Raw genomic sequence first — 12727 nt, 5'->3', positions numbered from 1 at the left:
TTAATCCTCTACTATTACACCCATAGAACGAGCTGTACCTTCGATAGAGCGAATCATAGACTCTATATTAATACCCGTCATATCTTCCGCTTTAATTTGTGCAATCTCTCTTATTTGAGAACGCGTTACTATACCGATTTTATCTTTATTTGGTTTGCTAGAACCAACTTTAATACCTATTACTTTTTTCAACAAAATAACAGCCGGAGGTGTTTTAGTAATAAATGTAAAGGAACGATCATTATATACTGTAATGACTACAGGAATCGGTAAACTTTTTTCTAAAAATTCTGTTTTTGCATTAAATGCTTTACAGAACTCCATAATATTGACACCTTGTTGACCTAAAGCTGGGCCAATGGGTGGACTGGGATTAGCCATACCGGCCGGGATTTGTAATTTAACGTAGGCCTGTACCTTTTTTTTAGCCATATATTTCCTCGAGCGGGTTGAATGCTTAAAACAAGCTTCCCATTAAAATAATCATTTGCTTATTTTTTGCTACTACAGTTTAGTAGTCAGTATGTGAAGATAAAACTAACATGTAAACTTAAAATATTAGCCTTTTTCTACTTGTGCAAAATCTAACTCTACAGGGGTTGCACGGCCAAAAATCGATACGGAAACTTTAACGCGACTTTTTTCATAATCTACTTCTTCAACCATACCATTAAAATCAGAAAATGGACCATCATTAACACGAACTATTTCCCCAGGTTCGAAAAGGGTTTTAGGTCTGGGCTTATCTCCTACTTGTTGCAAACGATTCATGATAGCATCGACTTCTTTATCACTAATCGGCGCGGGACGATCAGATGTACCACCAATAAATCCCATCACGCGTGGTATATTGCGAACTAAGTGCCAGCTAGAATCATCCATAATCATCTGAACCAACACATAACCTGGAAAAAATTTACGTTCGCTTTTACGACGAAAACCACCTCGAATTTCAACTACTTCCTCAGTTGGTACAATAACTTGGCCAAATAATTTTTCCATATTGTGTAGTTTAATATGCTCTTGCAATGACTTTGCTACACGAGCTTCGAAACCAGAAAATGCCTGAATGACATACCAATGTTTTTTTAGAGATTCAGACATCTCAAAACCTCAAGTTAGTAATAACTGATATCAAACGTACTAACATACCATCTAACCCCCATAGAACTAGTGATACGGCGGCAGTAACTATCGCTACAATTAACGTAGTATTTAATGTCTCCTGAAGAGTTGGCCAGATTACTTTACGCATTTCCGTTCTTGCTTCACGTATAAACGCTACAGCTGCTTTACCTTTTTTCGTTAATAAAGCAATGCTTAATGCTACGGTAATTAAGATCAATACAGCTAACAGTCGCAAAGGCAATACTATATCACGATAGATATAATTGCCAACGATTGCTGCTATGAATAATATAATGACCATGAACCATTGTATTATTTCCAAGCCATATGTATTCTTACGTGCTTCGGTATTTGCACTCATAAACTAACCACCACAATAATTCAAAACTATTTTTACACCTACTAACATAGGTCCTTATAACCGAACGAATTGTTAGCCATAATCAAAATTTAACATTGAATTTTTATATATTAATTATACTTCTAAATATAAGAATTAAAATTGAAATTATTTAATAATATAGACATTATTTTAATAATTATGAAAATTAAACTAAATGGACATGTTAGAAAGTAGATCTACATCAATAACGGTACGATCGTCTTTATTTTTGATAAAATTTTACACTGTTGAGATAAATCTAGCATGCGATTTATTTAAATGCGGTTTAGTTAATATTTGTTTATACCATCTCTCTTTAGAAACTTTTAGTGATGATATATATAGAATTCCATAGTTGTCATCTGTTTAAGATTATTTAAAAATTTGCAAACATTTTTTTCTACGTCAAAAATTGATGATCGACGGCTAACACTTTAAATATTTTATGATTGACTTAAAATATGTTTGTTTCCATAAGGTCAATAACTATATTATTACTTCACGACATGTAGAACTTGTAATATATCTCAATTCAACCAAAGAGTACCTAATAGATTATACACCATTAAATTCAACAATTTTTATCTGCATTAACAGTCATACTTTGACAAGTATTAATATTGATATTAACTCGATTATGTTTTCGCTATAAATTACGTTGTGCATTTAATAATAATATAATTGATCGACGCTTGTTACTTTAAGACTTACTGAATTTATAATCTGCAACTAACATGCATCGTTATTTAAGTAGTATGATTCTATACTGCAGTTAAATAAAATAAATCAAGGTTAGTTTATTTAACTAATTTATATTTAAAATATTATTTCGTGGCATTTGCATATTCAGCATGTTAAGAAGCACTGATAGCAATTCTATACGTTTTGATATTCCAAAGTATTATTATAATATATAATCAAATCAATAAAATCTTATAATTAAGACAAACACTTAAAAATACATCCAATGGCTATAGTAACAGTCTATACGATATTTATTAAATTATAGTGTACATACACTAATGCATGACTATCTAAATTCACGTACAATTTTACATTATAATGATTTTTGTGTTTTGAACTATCTAAAATATCCGACACCACATTAGCACATTGAATTAACAATCTAATTGTATCTACGGCAACTAATGAATTGACAAACTGATAAAACATAAACATTGTGCTGATACCCAGAATCGGACTGGGGACCTCACCCTTACCAAGGGTGTGCTCTACCAACTGAGCTATATCAGCATCAGCAGTATGAATAATAAAGCGGGCAACGGGAATTGAACCCGTATCATCAGCTTGGAAGGCTGAGGTAATAGCCTTTATACCATGCCCGCATACTGACATTAAACTATATCTTTGTTTATCTAAACAATAAAAATTTTTATCTCGAGATAAATGTTTTATTAAAATTATTCAAGTAGAAATACAAATTCATAGAAATCAAAAAAATACCTTGATTTATCTTAACAAAAAACTGAATTACTTAAAACATTTAAGAAACACGTCGCTTAAAACTTGTTTTAGAAAAATAAAAATTTTGATGGTGGGAGAAGGATTCGAACCTTCGAAGTCTATGACGGCAGATTTACAGTCTGCTCCCTTTAACCACTCGGGAATCCCACCTTGAATTTGATCACAATGCCGGCTACCGGAATTGAACTGGTGACCTACTGATTACAAGTCAGTTGCTCTACCAACTGAGCTAAGCCGGCAAAAATCATGATTATATAAAATATTAAGAAAAGATGCAAGAAAATATTATTAAAAAATACTTAGCAAGTACACTGATGTATTATACATACTATACTGCACTAATTTTTCGTATATTTAGAAAATTTATACTATGTTCAGTTTTAATATGCAAAAAATATTATATGTTATAAATACTCGCATAGTCCTATTTTATACCCCAACTTTATTTAAAATTTTACTAATTTTATCCCCTTCTGCAGTGCTGTTCTTTCTATATAACCTTTTCAATACTTAAATGAATCAAGTCTTATAAAAGAAATCTACAACTGTATTCAATTAGTTGTTGCTTTATAAGATACATTTACAATGTGTAAATGAAACTAAAACTTATGGTTAAATATTTACCTATGATTAAAAAAACAACTTTTTTAACAACACGTTATTTACGCTTTAATCGCCAACAATGGGCAGCACTACGTGATTCTGTACCAATGACTATAACACAAAATGAAATTGATCAACTACGTGGAATCAATGAAGACCTTTCTATAAAAGAGGTTGCTGAGATTTATTTACCTCTTTCACGTCTACTTAATTTTTATATCAGTTTTAATTTGCGTCGTCAAGCAGCACTAGAGCAGTTTCTAGGCACAAATAAACAAAAAATTCCTTATATTATTAGTATTGCTGGTAGTGTAGCAGTAGGAAAAAGTACTACTGCGCGTGTACTCAAAGCATTACTGAGTAGATGGCCTGAACATCGTAAAGTTGAGTTAATTACTACGGATGGATTTTTACATCCTAATTCAGTTTTACAAAAACGCGGTTTAATGAAAAAAAAAGGTTTTCCACAATCTTATGATATGCATCGTTTAGTTAACTTTTTGTCTGATTTGAAATCAGGTGCTAGTCAAGTAACTGCACCGACTTATTCACATTTAATGTACGATATCATTCCTAGTGGCGATAAAATTATTTATCAGCCAGATATCTTAATTCTTGAAGGATTGAATGTTCTACAAAGCGGCATGGATTATCCTCACGATCCACATCGCGTCTTTGTATCTGATTTTGTGGATTTTTCAATATATGTTGATGCTCCTGAAACCTTACTAGAAAGCTGGTATATCCATCGTTTTCTAAAATTCTGTCAAGGTGCATTCAGTCAACCCAATTCATATTTTCATAATTATTCTAAATTACATAAAAAAAAAGCAACTAATATCGCTCGATCGCTATGGAAGCAGACTAATTGGCTAAATCTAAAAAAAAATATACTACCAACACGTGAGCGGGCTAACCTGATTATGACTAAATCAGCCGATCATGCTGTACAAAGCATACGTTTAAGAAAATAATTTTTCTTTAAAATTAGCTTATTGCAATTAAACATTGTTGAAATAAAATTATAAATAGTTTTTTGTCTTTAATGAAGAAACTAATTTAATTAATATCAAATCTTGCATTTAGAGAAATTTCTCCATCAATCCAAGAATTTATTTTTCCGTTTTCTTCTAACAGTAATGCACCTTGCTCATTAATACCACGTGCAATACCATGTACTTCACTCTCACCAATTAACAATGTTATAGGTTGATTCATAAAATCATCTAAAGATTCCCAATGCATCATAAAAGGTTTTAAGCCATTTTGTTCAAAAATCGGTAATGTCTGTCGAAGACTATTAAGCATTTTTGCAGCTAATGCGTTGCGATCGATGTTCATACCTACTTCATGCAAACTGATCCAATTCTGATTAACTTTCAAATTATTTAGTGTATTCATGAAGAGATTCATACCAACACCTATTACAATATGTACTGAATCAGTTGTTTGACCAGTTAATTCAACTAGAATACCAGCTAATTTTCGGTGATCAAGATAAAGGTCATTAGGCCATTTTATACGTACATCAGATGCACCCAATGACTGAATTATCTGTGCTATAACGATAGCAATTACTACACTAAGACCCATTGTTGCAACTGGTTTTTGCTTAAAATACCAGTACATAGATAAATATAAATTCGTACCAAAAGGAGATAGCCATTTTTTTCCACGACGTCCTCGTCCTGCTTGTTGATATTCCGCTATACAAGCATCGCCAGAAGAAAGTTGATCTATACGATCAAGAAGATATTGGTTAGTAGAATTAATAACGGGAATGACTGATACATTGGGTTGATTTAAATATGAAAATATTTTTTTTTGATCTAATAATTGAATAGAAGTAGACAGGCTATAACCTTTATCATATACAGTATACATATCCAATCCCCAACTTTTGAGGGTTTGGATATGTTTATTAACATCAGCTCTACTGATATCTAATATATGTGCTAATTGCTGACTTGAGTGAAATTTTCCATCAGCTAAAAGAGCTACTAGCTTTAACGGTATAATATGATTTTTCATGATAATACCTCAATGGCATTACATTCGCCTTGAGCGCCGATAAAGCGAATTTCTGGTTCTAGCCAAATATGAAATTTTTCACCTACTTTGTTTCTTATTTTACTTGCTAATATTACAATGTCGTTCGGAGTTGCGTGATTTTTGTTAATTAATACTGCGGCTTGTTTACGATGTACAGCCGCACCGCCAATACTGTATCCTTTTAAATTACATTGTTCGATCAACCAAGCAGCAGCTAATTTGATTGTACCATTAGATTGAAGATAATATGGCATACTTGGCCATTTAGTCAGTAAAGTAATTGCTTTCTCTTGACCAACAATAGGATTTTTAAAAAAACTCCCAACATTCCCTATTATCTTGGGATCAGGTAGTTTACTCTGTCGCATATAGTATACGGCATTAAAAATGTCCGTGGCACATATTTCTGCTGGATTAAGTTTTACAAGATCTCCGTAGCTCAGTTTTGGCAACCAGCTTTTTTCAATACATAGACCGACTGCAACAATAACGTATTCATTTCTCATGGCATGTTGAAAAATACTATCACGATAACCAAATTGACATTCTGGACGAGATAAGCGCATTGTCTGTTGAGTAGGAAGATGTAATGTATCAACGTATTTGCAAAAATTTTTAAATTCAACTCCATACGCACCAATATTTTGAACAGCTGCTGAACCGACCATTCCAGGAATAAATGCAAGATTTTCTAGTCCTGCGATACCATTTTTTAAAGTCCATTTAACTAACGAGTGCCAATTTTCGCCTGCTCCTACATGTATATGCCATTCCTCATCATGTTCATCAAGATGAATACCTTTAAGTGCATTAATAACTATCTGACCACTAAAATCTTCAAGAAATAAAACATTACTTCCTTCACCTAACATCATAAATGGCATATTAATTTCTTGGCTTAATCGCCAAGCTTCTATGATACTATTAAATGAATGAACTATAGTAAGTTTGTTTGTAAAGATTTCAAGGTGAAAAGTGTTAAATGCTTTTAGCGATATATCAAAAACATACATTTGACGGCCTTTAATGATTAAATCCAGGCGTATTTTATATCTCATTCTAAAAGTAAAATTGAACACTACTTGTATGTATGATAGTGTTTCAAATTTAATTTTCAAAAAAATTCACTTTAATGATTATGCCAATCAATTTATTGAATTTAAATAACTTTATTTGACTATATTAGGCATTTAATTTTCTGTATCCAAAATAGACTCTTTTTTCTTTAACTTTAGAAATTATTAACATTTAATCAGTTGTTAATTTAAAAGCATATTATAGGTTAGATAATGATAAAATTTGAAAATATTAAGAATCTAAGCAAAAACATTGAATCATATTTTCAAATATCTAAAAATTATAATGTATTAAAAATCGTTACGCGTAAAAATTTATGCTTATTAATATTGTTCTTTAGTTTTATTGAAAATAAAACTATAATAAATTGTATATGTAGTTAATAAAAATTATTTTATTACTTAAAAAAATAAAGTCATTTATGTTGTTTTATAGCATGTTTATTGTACCAGATTTAAAATTGTTACCTTTAATCATTTCTAAACACAAAATGATTAAAGGTAATTGCTATAATTATATTGTTATTCATTTTAAAAAAATTTTATAAATAAACACTCGGAATTATAAACTATCAAAGTTATTTAACTACATTTATTTTCAATAGTTACAATCGAAATAATCGATAGTTAATTTATGTTTAGTTAATACTATATTAAACTAAATTTAATTTAGTTATGATTCCATATTTAATTTTATCTATAATGCCTCTGGATAAATTAGGCTTAGTTTATTTATGTAAGGACTTCTTAATTATTAGAGCTAAAAATGAATTGTATATCATTTATGGGCAGAGTATGTAAAAATTTATGTACAGATATGTAATAGAATTGCAGATTTAATAATTAAAATCACTGCTGATCAACAGAAAATATTTCTTACGAATTATTTGTTACTATTGTAATTTTTATGTATAGCACTAGCAATCAGAATTAATTTTCTAGTTTTTTATCTGTGTAAATACTTTTGAGGTTTCTATGTTCTTTTCAAATCCTTTTGACGTTATTATAATTGGTGCTGGGCATGCAGGTACAGAGGCTGCACTGGCTGCTGCTCGGATGGGCCGTAAAACATTACTGTTAACTTATAATATTAATACAATTGGACAAATGTCTTGTAATCCAGCAATTGGAGGCATCGGTAAAGGACATTTAGTAAAAGAAATAGATGCCTTAGGTGGAAAAATGGCACAAGCTATTGATCAAGCTGGTATTCAATTTAGAGTTCTAAATTCTAGTAAAGGAGCAGCAGTACGTGCTACTCGTGCTCAAGCTGATCGCAATTTGTACCGTCAAGCTATGCGCACATTTTTAGAACATCAGCCAAATTTAATCATACTACAGCAAGAAGTAATCGATTTGATTATACGTAATCATCATGTTTGTGGCGTTATCACTGATATAGGAGTAAAATTTTTTTCTAAAACAGTTATTCTTACGGTAGGTACTTTTTTAAACGGTAAGATTCATATTGGTTTAGATACTTATAGCGCTGGACGTACAGGCGAACCGGCATCGCTTGCTTTAGCTAAATGTTTACATTCATTATTGCCATCTCCTACAAAACGTTTGAAAACTGGTACTCCTCCGCGTATTGATGCAAAAAGCGTTAATTTTAATATTCTCTGTTCACAGCATGGAGATATACCAGTACCAATCTTCTCATTTATAGGAGATATATCGCAACACCCTAAGCAAATACCGTGTTGGATCACGCATACTAATGAGAAAACACACAATATTATCCTTGAAAATCTTCATCTTAGCCCAATGTATAACGGTGCAATTAAAGGTCTAGGTCCACGTTATTGTCCTTCAATTGAAGATAAAGTAATACGATTTAGTGAGCGCAATAAACATCAAATTTTTCTTGAACCTGAAGGTTTAAATAGCAATGAAATTTATCCAAATGGAATTTCCACTAGTCTACCATTGGATGTGCAAATAAAAATTGTTAGGTCAATAACAGGATTAGAAAATGCAAATATTATTCGATCGGGTTATGCTATAGAATATGATTTTTTTGATCCGCGTAATCTGCAGAAAACGTTAGAAAGCAAAGTTATTCACGGTTTATTTTTTGCAGGGCAAATCAATGGAACTACAGGTTACGAAGAGGCTGCTGCTCAAGGTTTATTAGCCGGACTTAATGCTGCATGCCAGTCTTTGGACCAAGAAGGTTGGATGCCACGACGTGATCAAGCTTACATTGGAGTTCTTATTGATGACTTATGTACATTAGGTACCGAAGAACCTTACCGCATGTTCACTTCACGTGCTGAATATCGTTTGATGCTCCGTGAAGATAATGCAGATTTGCGTCTAACTGAAATAGGGCGAAAACTAGGATTGATAGATGAAGTACGTTGGGTGCGTTATAACAAAAAATTAGAATTGATTGAAAAAGAACGTCAGCGTCTGCGTAACATATGGGTAAATCCGCAATCAAGTTATGTAGAAGAAGTGAACAAGATACTTAGAACGCCATTGACAAAAGAAGTAAATGGTGAAGATCTATTATTACGTCCTGAAATGAACTATAGGTTATTAACTTCCCTAAACAAGTACAGTCCAGCTATTGTAGATAAAGAAGTAGCAGAACAGGTTGAAATTCAAGTGAAATACCAAGGATATATTACACTTCAGCAAAAAGAAATTGAACGTCAAAAAAAAAATGAAGAGACTATACTGCCAATTAATTTTAATTACAATGACATCGCAGGACTGTCGCATGAAGTAATTGCAAAACTTAATATTCATAAACCAACTTCAATTGGTCAGGCGTCCCGTATTGCCGGTATTACACCTGCCGCGATTTCTATTTTATTAATACATATTAAAAAAACTTTAGCGATTGCATGATTATACTACAATATCTTGCTATATTCTAAATATTAATTTTAAAGAATGTTAAATACACTTTCTGCATTATTAAAAGCAATAAATATTTTCATTTCAGACCGACAGAAACAACAATTAATTACTTACATTGAACTATTATGCAAATGGAATAAGTTATACAATTTCACGTCGGTCCGCGATCCTCAACAAATTTTAGTACGGCATATTCTTGACAGTATCGTAGTTAAACCTTATTTAAAAGGCAATTTTTTTATTGATGTTGGTACCGGACCAGGTTTACCCGGTATTCCATTAGCAATTGTACATCCACAAGCAAATTTTACTTTATTAGATAGTCGCGCTAAGAAAGTGCGATTTCTTTATCAAGTTGAATATGAACTAGCACTTAATAATATTAATATTATAAACAATCGTGTAGAAAAATTTTTTACACAATTATCTTTTGATGGAATAATCAGTCGTGCTTTTGCGCCTCTTGAGAATATGATAAAATTATGTCATCACCTACTATCTGATCATGGCCGTTTTTATGCGCTGAAAGGTATATGTACATATAATTTATTCGCTAAGTTATCCGGTGCATTTGTTATTGAACAAATTCACCCGTTACAGGTTCCTGAATTAAATGCAGAGCGTCATTTAATTATTATAAAACGCAGTAATGAAATTAAGTAATCCACACTTTGTTGTTAGTCTTAGCTATGTACATAACCTGAATAAAATTCGATGCATTTTTCAATGGAGTTGGTTGATTTTTAAATTTCAAAATTATAATACCCTAAAAATTAATTATAATTTTTGTATTAGAGATTTAGCGCTAGTTCATTTATTTTCATATAAGGGATAAACCATATAAAAAATTGAATTTTTGAAAAAACTCACTCATTTAACAATTGAAATTATACTAGTAATGCGTATAATTTCATGATATCACGTTGTTTGACTTACTTGCGACAACTTAGTAAAATGAACAAATATAAAAAATTATCTGAACATGTTTGCGGATCGGAGAATTTAAAACGCCATGTCAGCATTGCTCGATAATGATCAAATGAAATTCATTCGAATAGTATTTTTATTTCAACCAGTTACATTTTTGACAAGCGGATTTCTCTTTAATTTAAAAGAATTTACTTGGGCTACTTCTGCGTTAGCAGGTGGCATAACAGCTTGGCTACCAAATATGTTGTTTATGTGTTTAGCGTGGCGTTTACAAACACAGATGTTCATAAAAAAATATTTTGTATGGAACTTTGTTTTATATGAAACTATCAAGTTAATTATTACCTTTATTTTTCTAGGTATAATGCTAGGTGTTTTTAAAGCGGTTTTTTGGCCACTTGTAATTACTTGGCTATCAGTGATCGTAGTACAAATTATTGCATTCAGCCGCAATTAATAATTGATAAAGGTAAAAAGTAAATGGCTACAAGAGAAATCTTAACACCACAATTATATATTAATCATCACCTGAAACATCTGCAATTAGATCTTCGTACCTTTGAACTACTAATTTCACCTATTTCTTCTTCAAAATTTTGGATATTAAACTTAGATTCTATGTGTTTTTCCATATTTTTAGGAGGGATATTTTTATTAATATTCAATATATCAGCAAAAAAAATCACAACAAATGTACCTAATAAAATACAAACAGCTATTGAATTAATTGTCAACTTTGTTGATAGTAATGTACGTGAGATGTATTATGGTACATCTAAGATCATAGCTCCATTAGCTCTAACAATTTTTGTTTGGGTCTTTTTGATGAATTTTATGGATTTATTGCCTATTGATTTATTGCCTTTTACTGGAAAGTATTTGTTAGATCTGCCGGCATTGCGCGTTGTCCCTTCTGCCGATGTGAACATCACTGTATCTATGGCGCTTGGTGTATTCTCTTTAATTTTATTCTATAGCATAAAAATCAAGGGGTTAAATGTTTTTATTAAAGAATTAATTTTACAGCCTTTTCACCATCCGCTGTTTATTCCTATAAATTTAATTCTAGAAATTGTGAGTTTGTTTTCAAAACCTATTTCACTTGCTTTACGATTATTTGGTAATATGTACGCAGGTGAACTGATATTTATTCTTATTGCTTGTTTATTGCCCTGGTGGTCACAATGGATGTTAAGTGTACCATGGGCCATTTTTCACATCGTGATCATTTCGTTACAGGCTTTTATTTTTATGATCCTTACAATTATTTATCTATCAATGACATCTGAAGTACATTGATTGTTTTACATATTAAAGCTTTTTTAACTAGAATAATACTGGAGACTGTCATGGGAAACGTGAATATGGATTTACTGTACATGTCTGCCGCTGTAATGATGGGGTTGGCAGCAATCGGTGCTGCAATTGGTATTGGTCTTCTGGGAGGTAAGTTCCTAGAAGGTGCAGCGCGTCAGCCCGATCTCGTTCCTCTACTTCGAACACAATTTTTTGTTGTAATGGGGTTAGTTGATGCTATTCCAATGATTGCTGTTGGTTTAGGTATGTATCTGATGTTTGCTGTTTCTTGATATTTTGTCATAGCAGAGCGGTACTTAACAAGTATTAGTAATCTTAAAAATCTTTTCTTAACATGTTTCTATAATTTTCCGCTAATACTCAGATAGCAAGAAGTTAAATTAATTTAAGAAGTGAGGTATTTTGCTTTGAATATTAATGCAACAATCTTCGGTCAAGCCATCGCATTTGTTCTGTTTGTGGCATTCTGTATGAAGTATATATGGCCACCTATTATGGCAGCCATCGAAAAACGTCAAAAAGAAATTGCTGAAGAGTTTGCTTCTGTTGAACGTGCAAAAAAAGACTTACAACGTGCAAATGCTGATGCAATCGAGAAAGTAAATAAAGCAATAAATCAAGCTCTGCTGATTACCGAACAGGCAAATCAAAGTCGTCTTCAAATTTTGCATGAAGCTAAAATTGAAGCTGAAGCTGAACGTATGCGTATTATTGCGCAGGCTCAATCAATAATTACAGTTGAGTTGTTGCGTGTGCGTGAAGAATTACATAAAAAAGTGTCAATGCTAGTGTTAACTGGTGTTAATAAAATCATCGAACGTTCTATGGATGAAACGATAGACAGCGATATTATTGATAAACTCATCTCTAAGTTATAGGAATC

Annotated in this window: 12 protein-coding genes and 4 tRNA genes; 7 read left to right on the top strand and 9 right to left on the bottom strand. The window is 31.7% G+C overall.

Features of this window, described 5'->3' with window-relative positions; genetic code table 11:
- From rplK to BMSBPS_RS02585, 7 genes are all read right to left on the bottom strand, one after another.
- Window positions 1–432, bottom strand: a complete 432-nt coding sequence (rplK, locus tag BMSBPS_RS02615; RefSeq protein ID WP_022564046.1) for a 50S ribosomal protein L11 — start codon at window positions 430–432, stop codon at window positions 1–3.
- Window positions 433–558: 126 nt separating this feature from the next.
- Entirely contained in the window at window positions 559–1104 is a 546-nt protein-coding gene (nusG, locus tag BMSBPS_RS02610) for a transcription termination/antitermination protein NusG (RefSeq protein WP_022564045.1), read from the bottom strand.
- Window position 1105: 1 nt separating this feature from the next.
- Window positions 1106–1489 carry a preprotein translocase subunit SecE gene (secE, locus tag BMSBPS_RS02605; RefSeq protein ID WP_022564044.1) on the bottom strand — a complete coding sequence of 128 codons (384 nt, stop codon included), beginning with the start codon at window positions 1487–1489 and terminating at the stop codon, window positions 1106–1108.
- 1202 nt (window positions 1490–2691) lie between these two features.
- A tRNA-Thr gene (locus tag BMSBPS_RS02600) sits at window positions 2692–2764 on the bottom strand.
- A gap of 20 nt (window positions 2765–2784) precedes the next feature.
- Window positions 2785–2856: transfer RNA gene (locus BMSBPS_RS02595), tRNA-Gly, on the bottom strand.
- Window positions 2857–3063: 207 nt separating this feature from the next.
- Window positions 3064–3145 (bottom strand) — tRNA-Tyr (locus tag BMSBPS_RS02590).
- 16 nt (window positions 3146–3161) lie between these two features.
- Window positions 3162–3234: transfer RNA gene (locus tag BMSBPS_RS02585), tRNA-Thr, on the bottom strand.
- 387 nt (window positions 3235–3621) lie between these two features.
- Here BMSBPS_RS02585 and coaA point away from each other — a divergent pair.
- On the top strand, window positions 3622–4572 hold the full coding sequence (gene coaA, locus BMSBPS_RS02580) for a type I pantothenate kinase (RefSeq protein WP_044170053.1): 951 nt from the start codon (window positions 3622–3624) through the stop codon (window positions 4570–4572).
- 85 nt (window positions 4573–4657) lie between these two features.
- Here coaA and birA read toward each other — a convergent pair whose 3' ends face one another.
- On the bottom strand, window positions 4658–5629 hold the full coding sequence (gene birA / locus BMSBPS_RS02575) for a bifunctional biotin--[acetyl-CoA-carboxylase] ligase/biotin operon repressor BirA (protein WP_046201151.1): 972 nt from the start codon (window positions 5627–5629) through the stop codon (window positions 4658–4660).
- Window positions 5626–6663 (bottom strand): UDP-N-acetylmuramate dehydrogenase, encoded by a 1038-nt coding sequence (gene murB / locus BMSBPS_RS02570; protein WP_046201214.1) that lies wholly within the window; start codon window positions 6661–6663, stop codon window positions 5626–5628. The genes birA and murB overlap by 4 nt, the downstream gene beginning before the upstream one ends.
- A gap of 1038 nt (window positions 6664–7701) precedes the next feature.
- Here murB and mnmG point away from each other — a divergent pair.
- The 6 genes from mnmG to atpF all read left to right on the top strand — a co-directional run bounded on the left by mnmG (window position 7702) and on the right by atpF (window position 12722).
- Window positions 7702–9585, top strand: coding sequence for a tRNA uridine-5-carboxymethylaminomethyl(34) synthesis enzyme MnmG (gene mnmG, locus BMSBPS_RS02565; protein WP_022564039.1), 1884 nt, complete (start codon window positions 7702–7704; stop codon window positions 9583–9585).
- 45 nt (window positions 9586–9630) lie between these two features.
- On the top strand, window positions 9631–10260 hold the full coding sequence (gene rsmG, locus BMSBPS_RS02560; RefSeq protein ID WP_046201150.1) for a 16S rRNA (guanine(527)-N(7))-methyltransferase RsmG: 630 nt from the start codon (window positions 9631–9633) through the stop codon (window positions 10258–10260).
- 349 nt (window positions 10261–10609) lie between these two features.
- Window positions 10610–10984, top strand: a complete 375-nt coding sequence (locus BMSBPS_RS02555; RefSeq protein WP_022564037.1) for an ATP synthase subunit I — start codon at window positions 10610–10612, stop codon at window positions 10982–10984.
- A gap of 23 nt (window positions 10985–11007) precedes the next feature.
- Window positions 11008–11826: a F0F1 ATP synthase subunit A gene (gene atpB / locus BMSBPS_RS02550; protein WP_046201149.1), complete on the top strand. Its 819-nt coding sequence runs from the start codon at window positions 11008–11010 to the stop codon at window positions 11824–11826.
- 50 nt (window positions 11827–11876) lie between these two features.
- Entirely contained in the window at window positions 11877–12116 is a 240-nt protein-coding gene (gene atpE / locus BMSBPS_RS02545; RefSeq protein ID WP_022564035.1) for a F0F1 ATP synthase subunit C, read from the top strand.
- A 135-nt stretch (window positions 12117–12251) separates the two neighbouring features.
- Window positions 12252–12722 (top strand): F0F1 ATP synthase subunit B, encoded by a 471-nt coding sequence (gene atpF / locus BMSBPS_RS02540; RefSeq protein WP_044169929.1) that lies wholly within the window; start codon window positions 12252–12254, stop codon window positions 12720–12722.
- Window positions 12723–12727 lie beyond the last annotated feature (5 nt).

This window comes from Candidatus Pantoea carbekii, assembly GCF_000971765.1.
In the GTDB taxonomy this organism is placed as follows: Bacteria; Pseudomonadota; Gammaproteobacteria; order Enterobacterales; family Enterobacteriaceae; genus Pantoea_A; species Pantoea_A carbekii.
Note: the sequence above shows the minus strand (reverse complement) of the source record. Positions and strands in the feature narration are given on the sequence as shown.